The sequence below is a fragment of the Streptomyces sp. NPDC090077 genome (assembly GCF_044747545.1).
Classification (GTDB): domain Bacteria; phylum Actinomycetota; class Actinomycetes; order Streptomycetales; family Streptomycetaceae; genus Streptomyces.
The window spans coordinates 1-21,926 of the sequence record NZ_JBIVEG010000017.1; the positions used below are offsets into that span (position 1 = coordinate 1).

At 69.6% G+C, this 21,926-nt stretch carries 24 protein-coding genes and 2 pseudogenes; 14 read left to right on the forward strand and 12 right to left on the reverse strand.

Annotated elements, in window-relative coordinates; all coding sequences use genetic code 11:
* Positions 1–358: 358 nt before the first annotated feature.
* The 3 genes from ACIPW5_RS25225 to ACIPW5_RS25235 all read left to right on the forward strand — a co-directional run bounded on the left by ACIPW5_RS25225 (position 359) and on the right by ACIPW5_RS25235 (position 3,006).
* Positions 359–784: a DUF3592 domain-containing protein gene (locus ACIPW5_RS25225; RefSeq protein ID WP_401249041.1), complete on the forward strand. Its 426-nt coding sequence runs from the start codon at positions 359–361 to the stop codon at positions 782–784.
* A gap of 965 nt (positions 785–1,749) precedes the next feature.
* Positions 1,750–2,736 (forward strand): hypothetical protein, encoded by a 987-nt coding sequence (locus ACIPW5_RS25230; RefSeq protein WP_401249043.1) that lies wholly within the window; start codon positions 1,750–1,752, stop codon positions 2,734–2,736.
* A 102-nt stretch (positions 2,737–2,838) separates the two neighbouring features.
* Complete coding sequence (locus ACIPW5_RS25235) at positions 2,839–3,006, forward strand: hypothetical protein (RefSeq protein WP_401249045.1); 168 nt, start codon at positions 2,839–2,841, stop codon at positions 3,004–3,006.
* A 156-nt stretch (positions 3,007–3,162) separates the two neighbouring features.
* Here the strand turns inward: ACIPW5_RS25235 and ACIPW5_RS25240 are convergent, their stop codons facing one another.
* Complete coding sequence (locus tag ACIPW5_RS25240) at positions 3,163–4,608, reverse strand: NF041680 family putative transposase (protein WP_401249046.1); 1,446 nt, start codon at positions 4,606–4,608, stop codon at positions 3,163–3,165.
* Between the two features lie 156 nt (positions 4,609–4,764).
* Positions 4,765–5,319 (reverse strand): hypothetical protein, encoded by a 555-nt coding sequence (locus ACIPW5_RS25245; protein WP_401249049.1) that lies wholly within the window; start codon positions 5,317–5,319, stop codon positions 4,765–4,767.
* Positions 5,320–5,728: 409 nt separating this feature from the next.
* On the opposite strand from ACIPW5_RS25245, the gene ACIPW5_RS25250 reads away from it, so the two are divergent.
* The 7 genes and pseudogenes from ACIPW5_RS25250 (at position 5,729) to ACIPW5_RS25280 (ending at position 11,112) form a co-directional block, all read left to right on the forward strand.
* Complete coding sequence (locus tag ACIPW5_RS25250; RefSeq protein WP_401249051.1) at positions 5,729–6,256, forward strand: hypothetical protein; 528 nt, start codon at positions 5,729–5,731, stop codon at positions 6,254–6,256.
* Between the two features lie 141 nt (positions 6,257–6,397).
* Positions 6,398–6,778, forward strand: a complete 381-nt coding sequence (locus ACIPW5_RS25255) for a hypothetical protein (protein WP_401249054.1) — start codon at positions 6,398–6,400, stop codon at positions 6,776–6,778.
* A gap of 101 nt (positions 6,779–6,879) precedes the next feature.
* Complete coding sequence (locus ACIPW5_RS25260) at positions 6,880–8,181, forward strand: VanZ family protein (RefSeq protein ID WP_401249056.1); 1,302 nt, start codon at positions 6,880–6,882, stop codon at positions 8,179–8,181.
* 246 nt (positions 8,182–8,427) lie between these two features.
* Positions 8,428–9,486, forward strand: coding sequence for a helix-turn-helix domain-containing protein (locus ACIPW5_RS25265; protein ID WP_401249058.1), 1,059 nt, complete (start codon positions 8,428–8,430; stop codon positions 9,484–9,486).
* 107 nt (positions 9,487–9,593) lie between these two features.
* Complete coding sequence (locus tag ACIPW5_RS25270) at positions 9,594–9,935, forward strand: hypothetical protein (RefSeq protein ID WP_401249060.1); 342 nt, start codon at positions 9,594–9,596, stop codon at positions 9,933–9,935.
* Between the two features lie 382 nt (positions 9,936–10,317).
* Positions 10,318–10,671, forward strand: a pseudogene (locus tag ACIPW5_RS25275) (transposase); the annotation flags it as partial.
* Between the two features lie 48 nt (positions 10,672–10,719).
* Positions 10,720–11,112 carry a hypothetical protein gene (locus ACIPW5_RS25280; RefSeq protein WP_401249062.1) on the forward strand — a complete coding sequence of 131 codons (393 nt, stop codon included), beginning with the start codon at positions 10,720–10,722 and terminating at the stop codon, positions 11,110–11,112.
* 79 nt (positions 11,113–11,191) lie between these two features.
* Here the strand turns inward: ACIPW5_RS25280 and ACIPW5_RS25285 are convergent.
* The 3 genes and pseudogenes from ACIPW5_RS25285 to ACIPW5_RS25295 form a co-directional block, all read right to left on the reverse strand.
* Positions 11,192–11,852 (reverse strand): annotated as a pseudogene (locus ACIPW5_RS25285) (transposase family protein).
* Between the two features lie 181 nt (positions 11,853–12,033).
* The gene (locus tag ACIPW5_RS25290) at positions 12,034–12,579 is read right to left on the reverse strand and encodes a hypothetical protein (protein ID WP_401249065.1); all 546 of its coding nucleotides are present in this window, start codon (positions 12,577–12,579) and stop codon (positions 12,034–12,036) included.
* Between the two features lie 691 nt (positions 12,580–13,270).
* On the reverse strand, positions 13,271–13,903 hold the full coding sequence (locus ACIPW5_RS25295) for an SMI1/KNR4 family protein (RefSeq protein ID WP_401249068.1): 633 nt from the start codon (positions 13,901–13,903) through the stop codon (positions 13,271–13,273).
* A gap of 334 nt (positions 13,904–14,237) precedes the next feature.
* Here ACIPW5_RS25295 and ACIPW5_RS25300 point away from each other — a divergent pair, with 334 nt between their 5' ends.
* Complete coding sequence (locus ACIPW5_RS25300) at positions 14,238–14,699, forward strand: hypothetical protein (protein ID WP_401249071.1); 462 nt, start codon at positions 14,238–14,240, stop codon at positions 14,697–14,699.
* Positions 14,700–14,703: 4 nt separating this feature from the next.
* Here ACIPW5_RS25300 and ACIPW5_RS25305 read toward each other — a convergent pair whose 3' ends face one another.
* Together ACIPW5_RS25305 and ACIPW5_RS25310 are read right to left on the reverse strand one after the other, a co-directional pair.
* Complete coding sequence (locus ACIPW5_RS25305) at positions 14,704–15,318, reverse strand: transposase (protein ID WP_401249073.1); 615 nt, start codon at positions 15,316–15,318, stop codon at positions 14,704–14,706.
* Positions 15,312–16,169: an ISL3 family transposase gene (locus ACIPW5_RS25310; protein WP_401249076.1), complete on the reverse strand. Its 858-nt coding sequence runs from the start codon at positions 16,167–16,169 to the stop codon at positions 15,312–15,314. The genes ACIPW5_RS25305 and ACIPW5_RS25310 overlap by 7 nt, the downstream gene beginning before the upstream one ends.
* A gap of 299 nt (positions 16,170–16,468) precedes the next feature.
* Between ACIPW5_RS25310 and ACIPW5_RS25315 the strand changes: the two genes are divergently transcribed.
* Positions 16,469–16,951, forward strand: coding sequence for an Imm21 family immunity protein (locus ACIPW5_RS25315; protein ID WP_401249079.1), 483 nt, complete (start codon positions 16,469–16,471; stop codon positions 16,949–16,951).
* Between the two features lie 39 nt (positions 16,952–16,990).
* On the opposite strand, the gene ACIPW5_RS25320 is transcribed toward ACIPW5_RS25315, so the two are convergent.
* The 3 genes from ACIPW5_RS25320 to ACIPW5_RS25330 all read right to left on the reverse strand — a co-directional run bounded on the left by ACIPW5_RS25320 (position 16,991) and on the right by ACIPW5_RS25330 (position 18,350).
* Positions 16,991–17,125 (reverse strand): hypothetical protein, encoded by a 135-nt coding sequence (locus tag ACIPW5_RS25320; protein ID WP_401249082.1) that lies wholly within the window; start codon positions 17,123–17,125, stop codon positions 16,991–16,993.
* The gene (locus tag ACIPW5_RS25325; protein ID WP_401249085.1) at positions 17,122–17,571 is read right to left on the reverse strand and encodes a hypothetical protein; all 450 of its coding nucleotides are present in this window, start codon (positions 17,569–17,571) and stop codon (positions 17,122–17,124) included. Before ACIPW5_RS25325 ends, ACIPW5_RS25320 begins: the two co-directional genes overlap by 4 nt.
* Before the next feature lie 230 nt (positions 17,572–17,801).
* Positions 17,802–18,350, reverse strand: a complete 549-nt coding sequence (locus ACIPW5_RS25330) for a transposase (RefSeq protein ID WP_401249088.1) — start codon at positions 18,348–18,350, stop codon at positions 17,802–17,804.
* Between the two features lie 578 nt (positions 18,351–18,928).
* Between ACIPW5_RS25330 and ACIPW5_RS25335 the strand changes: the two genes are divergently transcribed.
* On the forward strand, positions 18,929–20,041 hold the full coding sequence (locus ACIPW5_RS25335) for a hypothetical protein (RefSeq protein ID WP_401249452.1): 1,113 nt from the start codon (positions 18,929–18,931) through the stop codon (positions 20,039–20,041).
* Between the two features lie 125 nt (positions 20,042–20,166).
* A protein-coding gene (locus ACIPW5_RS25340; protein WP_401249453.1) for an IS5 family transposase occupies positions 20,167–20,966 on the forward strand; the annotation gives its coding sequence in 2 pieces (ribosomal slippage) (positions 20,167–20,506 and positions 20,506–20,966; 801 coding nt in all).
* On the opposite strand, the gene ACIPW5_RS25345 is transcribed toward ACIPW5_RS25340, so the two are convergent.
* Both ACIPW5_RS25345 and ACIPW5_RS25350 read right to left on the reverse strand, forming a co-directional pair.
* The gene (locus ACIPW5_RS25345; protein ID WP_401249090.1) at positions 20,938–21,273 is read right to left on the reverse strand and encodes an ankyrin repeat domain-containing protein; all 336 of its coding nucleotides are present in this window, start codon (positions 21,271–21,273) and stop codon (positions 20,938–20,940) included. The two genes, ACIPW5_RS25340 and ACIPW5_RS25345, sit on opposite strands and share 29 nt — an antisense overlap.
* 125 nt (positions 21,274–21,398) lie before the next feature.
* On the reverse strand, positions 21,399–21,836 hold the full coding sequence (locus tag ACIPW5_RS25350; RefSeq protein WP_401249093.1) for a DUF4259 domain-containing protein: 438 nt from the start codon (positions 21,834–21,836) through the stop codon (positions 21,399–21,401).
* Positions 21,837–21,926 lie beyond the last annotated feature (90 nt).

A 21,926-nucleotide genomic window follows, 5' to 3' on the forward strand; every position in this document is an offset into this window, starting at 1 on the left:
CGGCAAGCAGGTCGCCGACAACCAGGAGGGCAAGTCACCCAAGCCCTGTGAGTACAAGATCAAGGACTGACAGCCGGTCCGCCCCTCGCCCTGTCTGGCGCGGCGTTCACGCCTGCCCTGCCGCGCTGCGGTCCACTGTCTGCGGTGCGGTGGAGCCAGCCGGCCCCGGTCCTCGAGCGCGCAGTCGGCGGCCGGCGGGATTCCCCATCACGCAGGCGGACCGAGCAGCGTTCCCGCGAAGGCCTGCCCGTCGCCGCACTGGTGTGCGGCGACGGGCAGGCCCGTGCTCGACAGCGGCAGTCATGCGGGGAGAGCCGGCCGCAGCAACCACGGAAGTCACTCGGACGTCGGACACCACATGGAACACGAATGGCTCTTCTCGCTCATCCCGTTGCTGATCGGGGTGAGCTTCCTCTGCGTGGGCGTCTACGGACTGCGCCGCGCCAGCGCGCTTCGCCGCAGCGGAATCACCGCAGTGGGGCGAGTCGTGCGCCATCACACCAGGCGAGACGACGACGGAGCCAAGTACCACCACCCGGTCGTCGCGTGGACAGCCCGGGACGGGCACGAGTACACGTACCCCTCCAACTTCGGCCGCGGCACTGTTCTCCCCGCCTTCGGCACCGGTAGGTCCGTCACCGTCCTGTACGACCCGGCCAACCCCCGCCGCTTCGAGATCCGAGGCTGGGATTCCAGGACGTTGTACGTGGTATTCGCCGGCGTGGGGACCGCGCTCACAGCAGGCACGGTGTTGGCCCTCCTCGTCCTGGTGATCACACTTTGACCCGTCCCCGAAGCTCCTCGCCTGCGCACGACCGACAGGGCCGTTCCCCCGGTCGCCTTGCGCCAGATGGCCACGGGCGAGCCCGAAGACACGGCCCGAGCCGAGCTCACCGACGTCGCGCACCTCATCCCGACACGCACGCCCGAACAGGCCCGAGGCGAGGCACGGATCTTCCACGCACTCATCGCCGCCTACGGCCGACACCGCCCCACCCCGGCCGACGGCCCGTTCGGCATCCGCCACCTCACCCCCCCCGCGCCGACGAACTGGTGGTGCGGATCGTGCCCTCCCAGCTGGACCAGTGGATCGACGCCCTCGCCTTCCGAGAGGAGGGGGGCAGGCGTCGCAGGCCTGCGCTGGGCCGGCCGCCTCGACGGGATCGCCCTGACGCTGCCCGGCATGACGATGGTCCTCGCCGGCCTCAGCGAGACCGACTGGCGTGCCGCGCTCGGTCGCCGGTCCGCCGACCAGAGCGGCCTGATGCCGCACTGGATCCCCCAGTTGCGCCGCGAGCCCGAATACATCGCCGCCCAGGACACCGAACTCGCGGGCATCGCCGACCACCTCAGCGCCACCCTGCGCCCGATCCGGCTCCTCGACCCCCTCACCCGCCTCAGCGGTCACGTCCACCTGTTCACCACCCGCCATCACAGCGCCCTCCATTTGATCGAGGCCTGCGAGCCACCCCCACCGTCCTGCCCCTGTGGACCTCCTGGTCCGTCCCGCCGGCCCTGTGGCCCACTGTCTCGATTCCCGCCTCGGGCCCCGCGGACCCGCGCACGGCCGCGCTTGACCTCCTCACCGAGGTCGAACCTGGCCGCGCGCCGTCCCGCACCGCCGATCGCCCCGCCGCCCGCGCCCTCTGCCACATCGCGGGCCTCCGGACGGACCGGGTCCTGATCGAGGCCTCCGAGCATGTTCTCGACGTCGCCGCCCGCATCCTCGCCGACCCCGACCACGCCAGCGTGTACGCCGCCGGAGGCTGGGCAGGCAACTGCCGCACGTACCCCGAAGGAACGGTCCATGGAAGCGACCCCTGCCTCCCGCCCGGAGCCGAGGCCGTCACCGACCTCGCCGAGACAGACCTCCAGCGCCTCGGTCGGCACGCCTCCAGCCGGCCCTCGGACACCTCCCTCGCCGATCTCGCCAGCACCGGCCAGGAAGAGCTCGTCCACCTGCTCGACTGGGCGCTCGCCGCCGCGACCCGCCCCACCAACAGCCTGCACTGGAACCGGGACACAGACGGCACGCTTCAGCACACCCAGCCGCTCGCCGACCGCGAGGGCACCCTGACCCTGACCGCCACCACCACCGGCGTCTACCGCGTCAGCCTGCACACACGGGGGCTGAGCGACCTCGCCGACGAAGACGACACCGTGGAATGGGAGCGCGAGGCCGCGCCCTCGCAGAGCGCCGCCGTTCTGCTTGCCGAGCACGCCGCGATCGAGGCCGTTGTGTGCCTGCCCTTCCAGCGCGAACACCACAAGCAGCGCCTGCTGCTGCCCGCGGCGGTGTCGGACGAGCCGACGATCCGGTCGGTCATCACCGGAGCCGACTACGTTCTGGGCTTCTTCACCTTCGCCAGCATCCTGTGCCACCTCCACGAGCGCGCGGACTTCGCCCAGGGAGCAGCCGACGGCCACCGGCGTACCGACGGCCCGGCCACCCACACTGCTCTCATCAGCGACTGGTGCGGGCTTCCCTCACCCCACCCTGGGGAGGCCGCCAACACCACTACCGTCGACAGCCCGGCCTACCTGCGACACCTCGCCGCCCACCGCGCGGCGCTCGACCTGTTCGTCACCCAGTACCTCGCCGTCTCGGACAGCCTCGCGGCGCGCGCACCTTCGAAGAGCGGCATCTCGCCGGCCTCGCCGCCCTGCGCACCACCGACCTGTCCGCCTTGGCCCTCGCCAAGGTCCGTCCCGTCGGCGAGAGGCTCCTTCACCTGATCCGTTCCATGCCGCAGGACCCCGTCCAGCTGACCGCCTGGTACGACTCCACCGCGAACAGGCCCTGAACCCCATCGACCCCGGTAGAAGGAGATCCGCACGATGAGCAAGCACCAGACGGACCAGACAGCGCTCATAGGCACCCTCGGACAAGGGAAGGCGCCGCTGCCGGGCTACGCCGGCGCAGACCAGCTGGCGGCCGTGCTGATGCTGAAGGGCGCCCTGCACACCGTCGAATGCCGCGAACTCGGCCCAGAGGCGTCCCGGTAGACGTGGCGGAGGTATCGGCGGCGGAGGGGGCTCCGGCTATCAGCAGCACTGGTGAGGTGAGAAGAATGGCTGCCGGGACCAGGGCTCTCGCGGCGGTGAGCTTCGCCTTCTCCTCGTATCGCATGCGCTCAGTGTGCTGATCCTCGATGCCGCTTGTCAGCCTGTTCTGCGGGGTTTGGTGCCGACCTGGTGGTGTGCGGGCCTGGTGTAGGGCTCGCCGGTGGCGAGGACGCGTCCGACGGTGTAGCGGGTGGCTGTTCGTTGGTTCTTCGAGCCGGGCAGGCGGCCAGGGCCGGGGCGGGTGGGTTTTGGTGCACGGGCTGGAGTGCCGGTCTTCGTGCGGACCCGGGCAGGGGTGAGTCTGTTCGGTTCCGCTGGCCTCTCCCACGGACGGTGCAGATCACGCACGAGAGGGCGGGCAAGGCGGAGTTGAGCGTGTGCGGCAAGGACGCGCCGTGTCCAGCAGTCGGCGGCTTGCGAGTCCCGGAGCTTGGGCCGGGTCCAGCCGAGGGTCTGCCTGAGGAGCCGGAAGGTGTGCTCGACGTCGAAGCGCCTCAGGAAGGACTGCCGGCACAGGTCGACGTCCTGCGTGGTGGCGCCGGCGCCGGACCACCACAGCCAGACGGGCTTGTTCACCCCGCCGCTGGGCAGCTTCTCGACCGTCAACCGGATCACGGTGCCCTCGATGACCGGCAACGTGCCCTCGTGGTCGAGCCATGCTGCTCGCCGGGTCAGCCGCGGGTGGAGCCGGTACCGGGCCTGCGCGGTCGCCGCCCCGTATCGGTCGGTGTTGGTGGCGGTCACTGCGGTGACCTCGCCCCAGGTCTCAGGCCGTCCGAAGACGAACTCACCTCCGTGTTCGGGCGGGCGTCCGCCCTGCGGAGGGCAGATCCACGGCACCGGAACCGGCCTGCGCATTGCCCGGTCCGAGCGCAGTCGGCCCAGAACCCCGACCGGCAGGTCGGCCAAGAGGTGGGCGATGCGGGGAGCGTCGTAGCCCGCATCCAGCACGACCAAGACCTCTGGATCCCCGTCCCGCCACTGGCCGGCGTCCATGAGACGTTGGACGACGTCGCGGACTTGCTCGGCGGTGACGGCGGCCAGGTCGGCGAGGGGCTCCAGCCGGATGGCGTCCGGCAGCGTGGTCCACGAAGTCCGGCCCTTCTCCAGCGCGGCGACGGTCGAGTACGGCCAGCCGGGCACCATCCGGTGTTTACCCAGGCCCCGGCCGGAGGTATGGCCGAAGGAGCGGTCCGAGGAGGTGTCGGCGTCCGGCCGCAACCACGGCGAGACGTCCGCAGCCAGTACCAGCCGACCGCCACCGGCGCGGGGAAGCGGAACACCGGCCAGTGCCCGCCGCAGCCGGGCGACGTCGATCCGACCTTGGTTGATCCCGGAGTACAGGGCCCCGTGCCCGCGCCGATGCTCGGGAGCGAGCGCGAGGTCCACAAGGGTGCGGACTGGACCGTCGGTGCACAGCAACGCGTCGCACAGCTCGAACAAGGCGTCGGCCCGCGCGGCCATGCACGCGTACAACTCCGTGCGGAACTCCGCCACCAGCGTCAGTGCGTCTCGTTGAACCTCGTGCTCGACCAGTACCACGACCCCGACCTCCGTACTGCGTTGTCGCTCAGTACAGGATCGGCCCGCGGTCCTTCGCACAGCTGGTGAACTGGGAAAACACCGAACAAGTTCGACCCTCGTTCGACGCCGGACCATAAACGGCGGCAAGTTTAAGGGCCGTCCCGCAAGGGCCGCTCATAGCTCCGGGAACGGCGGGGTGTCGTCCATCACCTGCAACAGCTTCCGAGCAGGCGTTGCCTCCTCTGGCCGTATGGAGGAGGCAACACCCTCGATGACCGACCGGCCCGCATACACGGCTGCCCTTGCAGCCGCCTCCCAGCCGGTTTGCTGCCGGTAGCTCGCGTCGTGCTTGCGGTTCTGGGTCGACGCAGCAGCGGAGTGCCACTGGTCGGTCCGAATGATGCTTCCCAGCAGGCCCAACAACTCGGCCTTGCAGGCCACTTGCGGGGACCCGGCTAGTTCGAGAAGGAACGGGACCGTGGGAGCTGTCGCCTCGCTGACGACGAACCCCAGCGCACAGACGGCATCACCCAGCTCATCGATGGCGATGCGGGCCGTGTCCTCATCCCCATATGCGATCCGGGACAGCAGAGGGGGGATGCCGCCGGCCGCGGCGCCCGTCGCGTCGCGCAGCTCTCCCCAGCGGACCCCGGAGACGCTCCTCAACAGACTTCCCACGTCCCGCTCCTCATCAGATCGTCGTGCCGGTCTCGGCGGTGCCTCGAGCATGGTGCAGCTATACGTGAGGCCCTGGCCAGGCTGCCCAGGACGGGGTGGTGCTACAGGGCCCCGGCTTGGCGTCATGATCTTGCTGGGGCTGGAGTGATCACGGCGTCGGCCCCCTCTTGGACAGCCCCGTTCACTGGGCTGAGCCCGCGCTGCGCCGAAGTCCGGCTCTACTGCACCTCCCGGTCGCGGGGTCCAGAGGTATCGGGGTCTCCGGATGGTGGCCGCTGCCGCGTGTCGGCGGTCGGCGGTGAGTGCACGCCGTGACAAGGAAACCGGCACGCACGGCCAAGGACCCTGACGGGGTGGCCTCCCCATACTCGACATCGGATCGACCCGGCGCAGCCCGTAGCCGGGCGGTACGCCCGTTCTTCCTCGTACGTCCCGTCCCGCAGACCGGAAGGAAGACCCGATGTTCAAGAAGCCCGCCCTGGCCGTTGCCATGGCCCTCGGCCTGACCCTGGCTCCGCTGACCGGGACCGCCTCGGCGGAACCCGTGCCCGTATCCGCTGCCGTGTCCGCGTCCGGTGTTCCGCGCCCGGACGGCATGGTCGACCCGGCGGCGGCGGGGCTGCCCTGCGGCTGGGGCTACCAGTGCGACGACAAGGACCCCGGCGACTACTCGTGGGAGAAGACGGAGACCGACGACCGGGTCAGCGCACCCGGTTGCGCCACCCTGGAGCTGCGCTCCGGCCGTAAGGACAACGCCTGGTACGCCTGGGGCAGGCTCACGGTCGCCAGCGGCTGCGGGCGCTTCCAGGGGTGGATAGACCGCTCGTACGACGACGGCAAGACCTGGCAGTTGCTCGGCTTCTTCGAGACCTCCGACTCCAATTACGGGAACATGTTCTACTGGCCGGACAACGCGAAGATCAGGGCCGGGTTCAAGAAGCCGAACGAGGACTGGGGCAAGTCCCGGCTGACGAAATGGCACGGCTGAGAACCACCCTGTAGGGGACGGCGACGCTGCCTGCGAGGCCGTAGGGGCCGATGTGTCCGTAGGCCCGCATCCGCCTGTCCCTCCGCATACCCGTATCCCGTACACCCGCGCTCCCGTACGTCGTTCAGGAGGACAACACCCATGCGCAGAAGGACATCCGCGCTCGTCGGCATCACCCTCGCCCTGACCACGATCGGCTTCGCCGCTCCGGCCCAGGCCCGCACCGCCGCCTGCACCAAGCTGTCCAACGGTGTGCTGTGCACCTGGCTCGCCAACCGCGTCGGCGACTCCGCCGAGGTGACCGACTCCTACGAGAAGACCGGTGGATCCCCCATCACCGCCCGTTTCGGCCACTACAACCGGGGCGGCACCTGGTGGGACAACGGGGCCTTCAACCAGCCCGCCAAAACCACCTACTACTTCACCTGGCCCCGCGCCGACTACAGCGACTGCTCGGCGGTGGTCGGCTTCCTCGACACCGCGGGCAAGCGGTACGAGGTCCCTCCGGTCAGCGTCTGCTGACCGCCTCCCGGGGCGGCGGCGCCCGATGCCGCCCCGGGACACCGGGCGTCCACCCACCCAACCACCCACCCACTCGCAGGGCCGACACAGGACGGACTCGGATGGACACGGACCGTCTCTTCCTCCTCGAAACCCCCACCATCCGGGCGGCCTTCCTGCTGCTCACCGCCCTCCTCGTACCCGCCGCCGCCGTCATTGCCCGCCGGCGCGGCGCCGCGCTCCCCGGCCCGATGCTCTTCGGCTGCGCCCTCGCCTTCGCCCTCGCCGTGACGCTCACCCCCGCCCCGGCGGGCGGTCAGGGCCTCGCCGGCGTGTGCACCAGCGGGCACACCTTCCTCACCCACGGCCCGGACACCCAGTGGTACCTCAACCTCCTGCTGACGGCGCCCGCTGCCTTCCTGGCCGCCCGACTCACCGGACGCGCCCTGCCGGTGCTGCTCGGTTCCGTCCTGTTGAGCCTGGCCACGGAGCTGACGCAGGCGGCGATCCCGACACTCGCCCGGGCCTGCGACGTGGACGACCTGACGGCCAACGTCATCGGCGCGGCCCTCGCCGTCCTCGCCGCCCGCCTGTGGGAGCGGCGTCGACGTCCGCCACGCGTCACCGTGCCGCCCGCCCGTGGGCCGCTCTACGCCTGCGCCACCGCCTGCGCGCTCCTCGCCGTCGTGCTCGCCACCATGGTCCGGCCGGAGCCCGATGCCCGAGCCGCTCCCGAACTGTCACCCGGCCGCCGTGCCGCCGTCGAACGGGCCGCGCGGGACCTGTGGGGCGAGAGCGTCCCGATCACCCGTATCGCCTGGGACGGTGATACGGAGAGCGGCGTCGTGGTCTCCTCGGGCAGCGGCTTCACCTCGTTCGCCTGGCCCTCCCTCACACCGCTGCGCGGCACCCGCAGCGTGGAAGCCGACGGTCCCGCGACGGGTGCGGCCGTGGCGGCGGACGAACAGGTCGAGCGGGCGCAGCGGTACATGAGGGCCCACTTCCCTTGGGCCGGCCGGGCCGGGACGACCTCGTGGCCCGTCGGTGACACGGGGCGCCGGCTGGTGTCGTGGCGGCACCGGGTGGACGGCGTCCTCATGCCGATGCGGCTCGACGTCGTCGTGGACCGCGCCGGGGCCGTCGCGTCCTTCGCGGCCGTGGACGAACCCGATCCGACGCTGCCGCCGGCCCTGGTCGACGAGGCCCGTGCACGCGCCGCCGCGCAGGCCGCGCGCCGGGGCCGCACGTTCGGCGTCCCGATCCTGTTGGCCGTACGCTCCACCGCCGGTTGGCGCCCGGCCTGGTCCTTCCCCACGGAACCCACGAACCCCTCGAACACCACCGCCCCCAGCACCTCCCCGGACCTGGCGGCGGAGAGTCCGAGGACCGTCGTGGACGCCGTGACCGGCGCCGTCCTCCCCTGATCCGGGCCCCGTCCGGCGCCGCGAACACGCCAAACCCCGGCCCCCCGGTCCGTACCGCCCCGACGCCGCGTTCCCTCTCCGCTTCACCGGCCGCCCACCCCCGCCTCCACAGGGCAGCCGCCGGCGACGCTCCTCCGCTCCCGCGCCCGGCCGTCGGCCGCATCAGGACAGCCCCGCTCCCGCCGCATGGACGGCGGCCGGCCTCCCGCCGAGGGTGGTCAGTCGGCCGACTTGGGGGAGGGGCTCATGGGTCTCACGGTCTTCGACACGGCGGACATGCCGCCGGAGCACCGTTTCGAGGCATGGCGCGAAACCGTCATCCGGGGCGCCGGTCCCACCAGCGTCACCGCCGCCCGCCCCGCCGAGTTCGCGGGCCGCATGGAGATCCTGCCGCTGGGCACCGTACGACTCGCCACGGCCACGTTCCCCGCCATGAGCACGGAGCGCGGCGACCGACTGATCCGCCGCTCCGACCCCGAGACGTACGAACTGACCCTGGTGCTCGGCGGATCGATGCGCATGGCCCAGGCCGACGGCGAAGCCCAACTGTCCACCGGGGACTTCAACCTGTGGAGTTCCAGCCTCCCGTACCGCAGCGCATCGGCCGCCGGCCCGGCGTACGGCGATCCGGCGTACGGCAGTCCGGCGTACGGCGAGCGCGTCGACCGGGGGGAGGCCCGCGCCGTCATCCTTCACCTCCCGCGCGCCCTCGTCCCCCTCCCGGAGGCCAGGGTGCACGCCCTGCTGGCGCGTGGGCTGCCCTCGACCTCCGGTTTCGGCGCCATCCTCGCGCGCCACCTCACCACCGTCGCGGAACAGGCAGCACACCTCGACGACGGCGGAGCCGAGCGGCTGGGCGCCGTGACCTCGGACCTGGCCACGGCCTTCCTCGCCCACCACCTCGACGCCACGGACCGCCTGCCCCCACGGACGCGCCACCAGATGCTGCTGTCCCGCATCGACACCTTCATCGCGGACAACCTGACCGACCCCGGGCTCTCCCCGCAGGTCATCGCCGCCCGGCACCACATCTCCGTGCGGCTCCTGCACCGGCTGTTCGCCGCCCGCGAGGCGTCCGTGGCCTCCACGATCCGCCGACTCCGGCTGGAACGCGCCTCGACGGACCTGCGCGACCCTCGCCTGTCCGCCCTGCCCGTGCACGCCGTCGGTGCGCGCTGGGGCTTCGCGGACGGTGCCGCGTTCAGCCGCAGCTTCCGCGCCACCTACGGCATCTCGCCACGCGACCACCGCCACCGGCCCCCGACCCCGACCCCGACCCGGACGGGCCCCGACCGGACGCGGTGACGCCGGCCGGCGCGATCCCGCGCACCGGTGGCTCGCGGGTCAGGCGGTGGTCCGGCGACGGCGTCCGGTGCCGGCGAGCGGCGCTCTGCCGCCCGGCGCGTCAGTTCTTGCACCTCGCGCTGCTGGAGAGGCCGGCCGCGCTCGGCGCGACCACGGCGGCCGCCCCGGCCTGGTGCGAGACGCTGGAGCAGGTGCAGGAACGTATCGACGTGATCGCCGGTCTGCGCGGGGACCTGCCGTTCGGGATCGACGGCGTCGTCGTGAAGGCCGACGCGGCCGAGGACCAGCGTCGGGCCGGCAACGGCTCGCGCGCCCCGAGATGGGCGGTGGCCCGCAGACTGGCCGCCGAGCACAAGGTGACGCGTCTGCTGACCGTCGAGTGGAACGTCGGCCGCACCGGGATCATCGCCCGCGCGCCGTCCTCGAACCCGTCGTCATCGACGGGGTGACCGTCACCTACGCCACCCTCCACAACCCGTCGCGGGCTCATGATCGGCGACCAGGTGTCCGTGTACCGGGCCGAAGACGTGATCCCGCGTGTCGAGGCACCGCTCGTCGACCAGCGCACCGGGGCCGAGAGCCCGATCGATTTCCTCGGGACGTGCCCCCGCTGCGGCGACGCCATCGACACCTCCGAACAGCTGTGGCGGTGCGTACGCGGCCGGAGCTGCCAGGCCGTGGCCTCGGTGATCTACGCCGTCGGCCGCGACCAGCTCGACATCGAGGGCCTCGGCGGCAGCACGTGTGCGATCCAGCTCGTGGAAGCCGGCCTGGTCAAGGACGTCGCCGATCTGTTCACCCTGACCCGCGAGCAGCTCCTCGGCCTGGAGCGGATGGGCGAGACCAGCTCCGCGAACCTCCTCGCCTGCTCACGCCCAGCTCCGGCTCGCCCGATCCCTCGCACGGGACCTCCGCCGGCCGTGGGAACGCCCGGCGGAACCACACAGACTTACCCCGGCCCGGGTCCGGCGCGGGTTCAGGAACGTCCGGGCGAAGACCGGCACGCCAGCCGGTCCACCGAAACCCATGCACCCAGGCCCCGGACGTCCTCACGGATCCCCAAACCGGCAGCCTGCCAACCGCTATGACGTCGGGCGGGTCATCGCCACCAGCGAGTCCTACAGCCGTCCCGCACACCACCAGATTGGTACCAAGCCCCGGCGGACCGGGCAGGAGGGAAGCTGAACCGTGCCGCCTGTTCCGTGTTCGCGGGCCAATAGTCACACTGGGCGTATGACGGAAGTGGATCCCGAGTGGGACGCACGCATCCGGCACGCGGCGGAGACCGATAGCCATCACCGGTGCATCAACTCGTGGGTGCCGCCAATCGAGGAGCTGCTGTGGCGCACGGCGCGATCCAGCACGCTCGTGCGCTTCTTCCCCTTCTCCAGCCACAATTCCCTATGCCTCGCGACGAGCTCCGATTTCGCGACGGCCGAATGCCTGGGCCCTTGCATCGTGTACTGCTACGACGACTACAACAGCCCAAACCGCAGAGCGGAGTACTGGGTCTGGGATATGTGGCCGCAGGACCGGCTGCGCAAGCCTGTCCTGCGGACATACGACGTCCACGCCGCAGTACGCGAGCTGGAGCGGCTGACGGCGGAAGATCGTTGCCGAGCGTGATCGGAGGTTAAACGTCAATCTAAAGGGTGTTGTAGAAGGTCGGGTTCGGGCAGGTCGAAGGGACGTCTGACCTGCTGTTTCACCCGGTGAGGGTGAGGTTGTGCAGGGTGGCGACGGCTTGGACGGCGTGGTGGAGGCCGTCTCCTTTCTGGCGGCAGTCGCGGAGGATCTTCCAGTTCTTCATGCGGGCGAAGGTGTGCTCGACGCGGGCCCGGACGCGCCGGTGTTCGGCGTTGTCCTCCTCCTGGCCGCGCAGGAGGGGCCGTCCGGCCCTTCTGCGGTGCGGGACGATCAGCCCGGTGCCGAGGTAGGCGCCGTCGGCGATCACCGTCGTCCCGGCCGCTGCGGCGGGCAGGTCCGACTCGCGCCAGACGTGGGCATCAGCCTTGTTGCCGGGCGCTGGCCGGGCCGACGCGACCACCAGACGACTGTCGGCGTCGATGATGACCTGCACGTTCGCCGAGAACCGGTAGTTGTGGGAGGAGGCGGCGACCTTCCGGTCGCGGACCGGGATGAGGGTGCCGTCCACGATCCACAGGCGTTCGACTTGTGAGGTTGGTGCGGTAGTACACGGCCACCAGCAGAACCCGGTCAGCCAGCGGCAGGCACCACGGCCGGCCGCCACCGGGCCCGTTCCCGCCCCGCTCCCGGACCACTTTCACCAGCTTCGCGAACCGCTCCATCCGCAAGCCCGTGAACGTCTCCACCCACACCGACTCAGCCCGCAACACCCCACCCATACAGGCAAAATGCCCAACACCGAGCCTTCTGCAACACCCTTTAGGCCGCTGCCGGCCCTCCGGGGTCCGGCCGGGGGGCCGGTTAGGGTGCGGGTAGCCCGTGCCGATATGGCGTGCCCGGGCAAGGCCCGGTGCCCAGCATGCGTGGGGCAGTACCACCGGGCCGCCTCGCGTTCGGGTTTCAGGCTGCGGTGTGTCCGCTGTGTTTGGGGCGGGGTGTGGTGTCGAGGACGGCCCAGATGCGTCGGCCGTCGTCTCCGGTGTCGGTGCCTGCGGAGTCGACCGTGGCCAGCGCTGCGACCTTGCTGAGCACGGTTTCGTCGGGCGGCCCGGCGACGTGGCTGAGTACGGCGATGAGCACTTTGTGGTCCTGGTCGCCGAGGTGCACGCTGATCCGCTTGCCCCCGTCCGTCACGGCGGCCGTGACGAGCAGCTGGACGGCCGTCGCCGCGTCGCCTTCGTCGAGGCCCGGGTAGCCCCAGCCGTGCAGCGCTTCCACGGCCTGGCGGGCGGCTTTCTTGGGCGCCCATGGGTCGGCGCGGAAGGTGAGGGCGACGGTGCGCCGGTTCCGCACGATCATGCGGGGCTGCGCGCGCACCTCCACCTGCTTCGAGGGCTTCACCGCGGGCTGCGGGCGGGGCGCCTCCACCGGTTTCTTCGGCGGGGGCGGCGACTTGGGCGGGTACGACGGCGGCAGCTTCGGGCTCGTGGCCTCCACATCGCTCATGCGACCACGCTACGCCCCTGGCTGGGCGGGGAGTTGGGAATGCGGCAGAGCACCCGTGCGAAGGGGTGGTGGGCGGTCTGGGTACGAGCCGGCCGGAGGTGATGGGCGGGGCCGGTCAGGGTCGGGGTGGCCCGTGCCGGTAGGGCATTGGCGTGCGTGGGTGATGCCCGGTGCCCGGGCGCCGGGCCGCCCTCATGTCGGGGGCCGGGTACGGGATTGGGCTCGGGCTCGAACTCGGTGGGGGGAGCCGGCGCGGTGCCCTCGGCGGCAAGGCGGGCCCTGCAGGGGTATCGGAGGCGCGGGGGCCGGTGCCCACCGTGCAAACGATCACTCCTCCGCCCCGTCACTGACCGGCAGGGTGTCGACGTTGCCGCCTTCCTGACCGCCGCGCACGGCCAGGCGTCGGCGTCGACCGGGCCGTCGCCTCCCACCTGGCCCAGCCCGCCGCCGCATCGGCCGGACCCGCGGCCGTGGTGCCCGCCGCCCGGCCCGCCCCCGCCCCGAACCCGGCGCCTGCCGCACCACAGGACATCTCCGCCCCCGCCCCTGCTGCTCCTGATCCGGCCCCGGCCCCGGACCCGGCTCTGTACACAAGAACGGGTTCGGGAGCCACTGACGGCCAGGTCGGCGGTTTGGTGGTCCCCTCGGCGAAGGCCCTGAGTTGCCTTGCCGTTCCTCCTCCGCGGTGCGGTCACGGAGTGCAGTTTGGTCGATGTACGGGGTGCCGTCGGCGAGAACCGGCTGTGGCGCGGGGACCCCACGGGGCGGTCGCGACGGTTGCCGGGGAGGACAGGCCCAGCGCGGCGTTGTCTTTGCCGTCCTGCATGTGGTTGAGCCAGCGCTCGTACCAGCTGAGGAAGTCCTGCGCCGAGGAAACGTTCGGAGGCCAGAAGCCGTCCGCGTTGCCGGTGACGACACGGCCGGCAAGGGGACCGGTCACTCCGATGAGGCACAGATCGCTGCAGCCCATCTCGATGATGTGGAGGAACAGGTCACCCTGCAGGGCGTCCGGGTGGTCCACATGAGTGAATCCCCGGGGGCTGCCGTCCGACGGCTTCCGGTTCATCGTGAACAGCCTGCACTCATCCAGCGGAAGAAGACCGTAGAAGGGGCCGGCACCGCTGCCCCCGAGTTCGATGAGGAACGCTCGGTAGGCCGCGGGCAAGACAATGTGGTGCTCCGCCTCGAAGGCGTCGGCTTCTGAAGCGTTGATGCGTGGACCGAGGCGGAACCGGTGGCCTTCCCCGCAGGCGGAGTGGCTGCGTTGCGCCTGGTACGGGATCTTCGCCAGCTTGGAGCGTATGCGGGGTATGCGGGAGTCCATCGGAGGATCTCTTCTCTCGTCTCCGAGACCCTACCGACCGGTCCGGCAGAGACACATCCGAGGGTTTGGAGAGCTCCTGCCTGATGGTGCAGTCGCCAGCCTGGTTGCAGCTGGTGACGATGTCGGCAGCACGGTTCACAGCGTTCGGCGCCTGGAGGCTGGGCACACCATCAGGTCAGCGGCAGGTGCCTCCCGAACCCGGGTTCTGGCTCAGGTTCCGTGCAGCAGTGACTGAGCGTTGCGCCTCGGGAGGTAGTTGCCTCGCTGATCAGGGCTGGGTTTGATCCGGCACTACGAGGTTAGGGTGCTGATTCACGGACCGAGGAGATCTGGCGTGCACGGCAGACCACGGATGGAGACAGCCCTTGATGTCCTGCGTGCCGAGCTGGAAGTCGGGCGCTCGACGCAAACCGAGTTGACCACTCGGGCTGCACGGCTGGCCTTCATGCGATTTGCGCGGCAGCGCTTTGCCACCGCGCCCACTCCCGACTCAGACGGCTTGCTCTTCCAGTACGGCACGTACGCCTTCAGCGGGCGACCGATGTTCACTGTGGACCTCACGCGACAGTTCGACATCAGTGACGACGAGGGTGAGCACGAGCACTACGTGCAGGTTCACTGCGAACTTCGCTACGAGTGCGAACCCGTCCTGGATGCCCTGGGGAGCTACGATTCCTGGTTCTTCCACGACGCCGATGCGAACCTCGACGAGTGGTTCGCCGCCATGGAGGGGAACCTCGAACCGGTTCTTGCTCGTGTGCCCGCCGAAATCGATGTGTACGAAGAGCAGGTATAGGTCGTCACACCAGTAGAACTCGCTTGCGTAAGAGATCGAAGCCGGCGCGGCTGAACATCTGGCGTTTGAGCATCTTGATCCGGTTGACGTGGCCTTCGACGACTCCGGAGTTCCAGGGCAGAGTGAGGCCGGCGATGACGGCGTCACGGTCTCGGTCGACGCCGGCAGCCAGGGTGTGGAGGCTGGGCAGGTCGTTCTGCCGGACGGCGTCGAGCCAGTCGGACAGGCGCTCGCCCTGGCGGTCGGTGAGCATTGCCGCGGAGGAGTGGACGTGCCGGGTGAGGGCGTCGAGTTCGGGGCAGTGGGTGCGGATGGTCTTGAGGTGGAGTTGTTCGAGCTCGGTGAGGGTTTCCGGGCGTCTGAGGACCCATCCGGCGACCGTCCGGGGTGAAGGCGGGCGGGCAGTCACCGGGTGCGGCGAGGTGCGCTTCTTGTGCAGGCAGGCACGGGCCCGCTGGTAGCTGCCTTCGTAGCCGAGGGGCACGATCTTCTCCCAGAGTTTCCAGGCGTTGGTGCACCCTTCGGTCCAGCGGTCGTGGAGGTAGGTCTTGTACTCGTCGAGGACGGACGTCCGGTTCTGCCACTGTCCGTCGAAGAGGGTCTTCGGGCCTGTCAGCACGGGAGAACCGCAGGACCGTGTTCTGACTCGCGCCGAGTTGCCGGGCCACGGACCTCTTGCTGTGCCCGGCGGCCAGCAGCGCGTGAACGGTGGCGTGCTTGGAGCGGGTGCGCTTGGCGAACCGGTGGCCCATCGGCCAGGGTGAACTGGACGGCTTCCTCTCGGAGGCGTGGTCCGGCTGCGGCGCCTTCTGTGAAGAACGGCGCCCGGTCCCGGCAGACGACCTCGACACCCGGCCGCTGGGCGAGCCAGGCGGCCAGACTCGACGCTTCTCGCTTAGGCAGGAGATCGATCGGACGGCGGGTTTCGACGTCCACTAGGACAGTGCCGTAGTGGCGGCCCTTGCGGGTGGCGTACTCGTCGACGCCGACCACCCGCGGCATGGACACCCCCGGCTCGGGCAGCGCTTCGACCAGGCGCAAGACCGTACTCCGGCTGATGGACATGCCGAGCACGGCAGCCAAGCGGGCGCCAGCCCGGCCGGCCAGGGCAAGGCCGACTGAGGTCAGGGCGGAACGCAGCCGCTCGGTGCGCTGGCCATGCCTGCGGGTCAGGCCGGGGATCTGCTCCACGAACGTCCGGCGTGGGCACTTGGTGTTCCCGCACCGGAACCGCCGGACCCGTAGCTGGAGTACGACGCTTCGTCCGGCGTTCGGGACATCAGCGGGAAACCGAGGGTAGGAGCTGTGGACCCGGGTCGAGCAGGCTCCGCAGCCCGGGCAGGCAGCGCCGGCCGTGGTGCACCGCGCAGCAAGACGCACTTTCTCCATCTCCACGTCCACCGACAGCACCGCGATGTCCGCGACCGTCGGGAACAGCAGCTCCTTCAGTCGGAGCACGACCTCTTCCACGGCCCGGACTGTCAGCCCAGCGGCCCTGACCACCATCTGTTTTCGGGCCACTTCGCATGCGGCTCGGGAAAGCTCAGCCGTTACTCACCGTGGCGACTGCACGGAACCTGTGCCAGAACCAAACTCGGTTCTGGCCCAGATCTTGGGGAGCGATCGCGGAGGGTGACCGCCATGTTCGATTGCAAGCGATAGTCGCGGAGCCCAGGCCTGTCACCGCGCACCAGAGGTGCGAGGCGTTGCCCTGTCCGACCCAGCACATACGCTGTCGCCCGAACCGAGATCCTGAAGCTGGAGGCGGCATGTCTTTGACGTGGCTGGAGACGGAGGGCGGCCCGTTCATAGTGGTTCCACGCTCCGCGCTGGCGCAATGGTCGGGAACCGAGGGCGACTACGACCGGGCCTGCGAGGTGATGGATTTCGTCGGAGTCCTTGCACTGCCCGACGGAGCCGAGGCACTGGTCCTCTGGGACGAACCGCTGTCCACCACCTACTTTCCTGAGCACCGAGTCCTCGTCCGATGGTGCTACGCGGAGAGCGAGGAGGGTGTCGCTGACATCATCCGGGCTGGACTGCCCACCGCAGAGTGGGAGGGAGGGCCTGTGTTGAGCACGACTGGAGAGCTTGTCATGTTCGATGCCGCCTACCTCGGCACCGAGGTAGGAACACTCACGGACAGCACTGTTCTCGAACTTGGGGCTGGCCGCTACCGGGTGGACTCGGCAAGCATCGAGCCCGATGACCTGACGTCCTTTCGCGTCCACCGATTCGTCGAGCTGGCCTGACCCGACGCGACCAAGATCCTGGGCAGTCGTTGCCGAGGGTCACTGGAGCAGGATCATCGTGCGTAGAAGTTCGAATCCGGCTCGCCCGTAGAGCTGCCTCTTGATCTTCTTGATGCGGTTCACGGCGCCCTCAATGCTGCCGCAGCTCCAGTCCAGGGTGAGTCCGGCTGTCACGGCGTCGAGGTCTCGGAGAAGAGTGCGAAACCGGTAAGACCAGGTAGCCGGCTTCCATCAACTGCGTCGATCCAGGCCGAGAGCGTGCTGCCAAGGCGGCCGCTGCGTATCTCGCCGAAGTCCCGGATGTGTCCGGCGGCTGTGTCCAGTTCGGGGCACCGAGCCAGAACGTCTTTCAGGCCCACGCGATCTTTCTCGGTCAGAGTGGTGGGGTGACGGGTGAGCCAGCCGGTCACCTGCCGAACCGTCGGCGCCCGGCGTAGCGCGCTGGCCGGAGCCGTGCGCAGGGTGGCGATGTGGGCGCGAACCAGCTGGTAGGTGACGGGCGCATTGTCGGCGAGAAGTTCACCGTGGAGGCGGGTGACGCTGGTGCATCCCTCGGCAAATCGCCGCTCCAGGTAGGGCTTGTAGGGATCCAGCCTGCTGGGCCGGGGCCGGATTTTCACAGATGGTGTCCTGCCAGCGTGCGGCGTTCGCGTACCGGAGGTCGGTCTTGACGCCCCAGCCCAGGTGCCGGGCGATCGCCCGGCGTGAGTGGCCTTGGGCAAGGAGGTCGTGGACCAGGGCGTGCGCTGCCTTCTTGCGCTCGGCTCGCCGGCCGACGGGCTCTGATTCGTCCTGCGTCCGGCCAGGACCCGGGATGGCCCCGGCCGTATGCCGCTGGGCGAAGGGCTGCTCAGGCAGTCGCGATGGGCGGCGACGCAGGTCTCCACTGCCAGGCCAGGCCGAGGCCCTGCCACAGACGGAACCGGTCGGCGACCTGCAGTGCGTCGGGGGCACCGCGCCGGACGCCCTCGGCGTAGGCGCCCGCCCGGTTCCGGCAGATGATCTCCATGCCGGGGTGGTGGATCAGCCAGGCGGCCAGTGGCCCGGCTTCACGGGTCGGTAGCACGTCGATCACACTATGGTCTTCGACGCTCGTCAAGACCGTGGAGTAGGTCTGGCCGCGACGGATCGCGAAATCGTCCACGCCCAGCACACGTGGAGTACTGAACTGCGGATCGGGCAATGCCATGAGCCTGCGCACCAAGGTCATCCGTCCCGCGCCGAAGCCCAGCTGAACAGCCAGCCGGGCGCCGGCCCGCCCGGCCAGCACGAGCCCCACCCGCTCCAAGGCGCGGTTGAGCCGGGTCGTGAACCGTGCGTGCGGGCCGGCAAGCCGGCAAAACGGCTCGGCGAACGTCCGGCGCGGGCAGTCCGTCGACCCGCAGATGAAACGTCGCACCGTCGCCGGATCACAAAGCCCTGCTCAGCGAGCGGGAGATCCTCCAGCCTGCGCTGGTACCGGTCGTGGACCCGGCTCGAGAAGCACCTGCAGCCCGGACACGCCGCCCCGGCCGCGCGGCCTCTCGTCACCACCTCGACCGTGCCGAACGCGGCCGTAGCCGCCTCGACATCCACATCGTCGATCCCGTCGAACACCAGCGAGTCCCAGAACGGTGGATCGGTCTGCATGACCGGCACCATCACCGTCCACAAGCGACCGCAGCAGCGGTCGGCGGACACCTGAGGGAGCGTCAATTTTGTTCGTTGGACGACAAGGCGTACGCGGTCTCACGCGAACCGACTCCTCACAATCGAACACCGAGGTGACCCTCCGCGATTACGCCCCAAGATCTGTGGCAGAACCGAGAGCCGACAGCGGATCCTCAACACTTCGGGAGGCCTCCCGGCACGTCGGGGATTCGAACGGTGACGTTACACATCGTGGCGGTGCACAGTCCCGCGGCGCGGATGAGGAAATGTGTGGAAGGTCTGCCACAGAGCTGCGACGATGCCCCCTGCTTTCTTCGCGGAGGACATTTGTTCGTTTTCGTGTGTGCGGGATGTGGCGCCGAGCTGACCATTCCGTTGTCACCGGTCGCCCTGCCGGTTCATGCCCACCAGAATTACGGGAACGGGATCCAGCTCCCGGTGCTCATGGAGTCGGGCACATTCGCCGTGGAACCGGAGCCCTGGGGGCCGCCGTGGCGGACGTGGGACAAGATCGACCCGGGCGAGGCGGCGGCCCGCGGTATCTATGCTCCGCTCTACGCCTTGTCCGACAGCGCACCCGGCACCGTCGTCATCGCCCCCGGGGATGCCCGCGGCACGGTGCTCATCCCGCACGAAGCCGGCGGCTACTGCTGCGGCCTCGACTGGGGTGACGGCCCCAACATGGCCTGCGAGGCGTGTGGCCTGCCGGTGGCGAGCCGGATCGACGACTGCTCACTCTGGCAGGCGGTCTGGCTCGTGCCGGACGCCGTGCACCGCCTCCCCGTCGACGACACCGACTCCGACTCCGCAATCCTCTCCTGGGAGGAACTGCTGGAGGAAGGGGTAGCCACGCCCCCGATGGAGCCGATCAGAAGGTGGGGCTCGCTCGGCGGGCTGGATCACTGGTGGTCATGGAGCCCGCAGTGGGAAGCGGCAGCTGGTCGGGCCCTGGCCTACCTCCTGGCAGCTTCCGACGGCCGACCGGTGACGGTTCCGCCCGGTCTGATCACGGAAGTGTTCCAACGCGCCCTCGACGCCCTGCTGCCCGCGGACGGGCCAGCGCGACGTGCCGTCCTGGCCGGTCCGGGACTGTCCGCCCCCGGCCCGGACGCCGACATGATCCTCGTGCCGACCCACCCGCAGACGGGGGAACTCTGGAGCCCGGCCACACCGGACGCATCTGCACGCCCGGTGCCGCTGCCGTTCGGGATATGGAAGTGGATGGCCTACACGAAACCACACCTCTACCTCCCCGCCTCGGGAACCATGCCCGCCGGCGTACTGTGCGACGACCCGCCCCCGCCACGCCCCCACCACCTGTTCCGAGCCGACCCCGGAACCTTCCAGCACACCCTGGTCCGATTGCCGGCGGTCCGTAGCACGTGGCTGCGCGAGATCCTCGACAACCTCACGCACCACATGCAAGCCGGTCTCTTCTAGCCGCCGGCCAGACAACGTCGGTGCTCACATTCCGGAGCTGCGCAATCGAACAGCACCAGGTAGTGGTGCCTCCCTAAGAGGTCATCTCATTTGGCGAAGTCGGTAGGCTGTGGGCCGTGGCGGGGATTGTTGAACGGCTGGTGCCGGACGTCTTGTGGGAGCTGTTCCAGCGGGTGGTGCCGGAGGTTCCTTCGCGGCCCCAGGGCGGTGGTCGTCGTCGGCACGGTGACCGGGAAGTGCTGGCGGCGATCGTGTTCGTGGCTACGTCAGGCTGCACGTGGCAGCAGTTGCCGTCCGCGTCGTTCGGGCCGTCGGGAGCGACGGCCCACCGGCGTTTCTCAGAGTGGTCGAAGGCCCGGGTGTGGGCCAAGCTCCACCGCCTGGTCCTCGACGAGCTCGGCTCTCGGGGTGGGCTGGACTGGTCGAGGTGCGCGTTCGACTCGGTGAACATGCGGGCCTTGAAAAGGGGGACTTGACTGGTCCGAATCCTGTGGACCGGGGCAAGTACGGCTCAAAGATTCACTTGATCACTGAGCGGACGGGTCTGCCCGTCTCTGTCGGGATCTCGGCAGCGAACCTGCACGATAGCCAGGCCCTGATCCCGCTGGTGAAAGGCATAGCGCCGATCCGGTCCCGCCGCGGGCCCCGGCGGCGCAAGCCGGGAAAGCTCCACGGCGACAAAGGCTACGACTACTCCCACCTTCGGCGATGGTTACGCGAGCGCGGCATCACCCACCGCATCGCCCGCAAGGGCGTCGAGTCCTCGCAGCGACTGGGCCGACACCGCTGGACCATCGAACGCACCATGGCCTGGCTCGCCGGCTGCCGACGCCTGCACCGGCGCTACGAACGCAAGGCCGACCACTTCCTCGCCTTCACCAGCATCGCCTGCACCCTCATCTGCTACCGCCGACTCGCTTGCTGATGTGAGCGCGCAACAGCTGTACCGCCAGGTCATGGGCATAGCGGGTAGCCATGTCCAAGGGGGTGCGACCGTCGGGATCTGCGAGTTCCGGATCCGCGCCGAAAGCCAGCAGCAAGGCAGTGGTGTGCACAGTCAACGGCTGGCCACTCTGCAGGGCGCCATCCCCCTCGGCATCGATGGCGTGCGTCAGCAGCGTCATGTTGCTGAAGACCTCATCGGGATCGGAACCGCTGGCGAGCAAGCGGGCCAGGGTTTCCGCATCCTCGTGGTCGACCGCGTGATGGGCTGGTGTCCAGAAGTCACTCATCAGGGCATTCAACAACGGTCGAGACGCCTCTACCAGCGGCTTTCCATGCTGTCGACAGCCAATTGAGATGACTTCTAAGTGGGGCTCTGGCTCAAGTTCTGCGGTCTGTGACCTTGGGTAACCGATTAGATCTCGAACAGGGCTTCCTCTTGTGGCGGGATCGGAGGGTCAAGGAGGTCACGGAGGCGGGTGATCTCCTGACGCCACTTCGACCAGTTCGCAGCTTCGGCCCACTGCTCGGCGAGTTCAGACCGGTCGGAGACCACTTGGTCCAGGGCATCGATGGCGAGCATTCGAAGGTCTGCGGGCAACTCCGGCACTGGCTCTGATGGGCCATAGTTCAAACACGCCGGCTCGCCGTCAGAATGCTGGGCGACGACCAGGGCAGCAGCGGCCACTGCCCGCTCGCCGTCGGAGACCCCGAGGAAGTCCACGAGGCCGGCGGCACGTACGAGCACGCCGCGGATCATGGGTTCGCGTTCTTCCCACGCTGCCTCGTCCAGATCATCCCCGAAGTCGGCGGCGGTGTCGTTGTCGAAGGGGCCGGTATCCCAAGTGCCCATGTCTCTCCTTGCATGGCCGTCTGGAGGATCGTCGCACTGGCTACCGACAACGAGGTCACGGGGCAAGCAGCACCCGCTTGCGCAGGAACC

Bases quoted from the DNA above. Each gene is read 5' to 3' on its own strand.
- ACIPW5_RS25265 (WP_401249058.1), top strand. From the start codon at position 8,428: ATGGGTCTCACGGTCTTCGACACGGCGGACATGCCGCCGGAGCACCGT.
- ACIPW5_RS25295 (WP_401249068.1), bottom strand. From the start codon at position 13,903: ATGGACTCCCGCATACCCCGCATACGCTCCAAGCTGGCGAAGATCCCG.
- ACIPW5_RS25245 (WP_401249049.1), bottom strand. From the start codon at position 5,319: ATGCTCGAGGCACCGCCGAGACCGGCACGACGATCTGATGAGGAGCGG.
- ACIPW5_RS25260 (WP_401249056.1), top strand. From the start codon at position 6,880: ATGGACACGGACCGTCTCTTCCTCCTCGAAACCCCCACCATCCGGGCG.
- ACIPW5_RS25280 (WP_401249062.1), top strand. From the start codon at position 10,720: ATGACGGAAGTGGATCCCGAGTGGGACGCACGCATCCGGCACGCGGCG.
- ACIPW5_RS25225 (WP_401249041.1), top strand. From the start codon at position 359: ATGGAACACGAATGGCTCTTCTCGCTCATCCCGTTGCTGATCGGGGTG.
- ACIPW5_RS25250 (WP_401249051.1), top strand. From the start codon at position 5,729: ATGTTCAAGAAGCCCGCCCTGGCCGTTGCCATGGCCCTCGGCCTGACC.
- ACIPW5_RS25290 (WP_401249065.1), bottom strand. From the start codon at position 12,579: ATGAGCGATGTGGAGGCCACGAGCCCGAAGCTGCCGCCGTCGTACCCG.
- ACIPW5_RS25235 (WP_401249045.1), top strand. From the start codon at position 2,839: ATGAGCAAGCACCAGACGGACCAGACAGCGCTCATAGGCACCCTCGGA.
- ACIPW5_RS25350 (WP_401249093.1), bottom strand. From the start codon at position 21,836: ATGGGCACTTGGGATACCGGCCCCTTCGACAACGACACCGCCGCCGAC.
- ACIPW5_RS25255 (WP_401249054.1), top strand. From the start codon at position 6,398: ATGCGCAGAAGGACATCCGCGCTCGTCGGCATCACCCTCGCCCTGACC.
- ACIPW5_RS25345 (WP_401249090.1), bottom strand. From the start codon at position 21,273: ATGAGTGACTTCTGGACACCAGCCCATCACGCGGTCGACCACGAGGAT.
- ACIPW5_RS25315 (WP_401249079.1), top strand. From the start codon at position 16,469: ATGTCTTTGACGTGGCTGGAGACGGAGGGCGGCCCGTTCATAGTGGTT.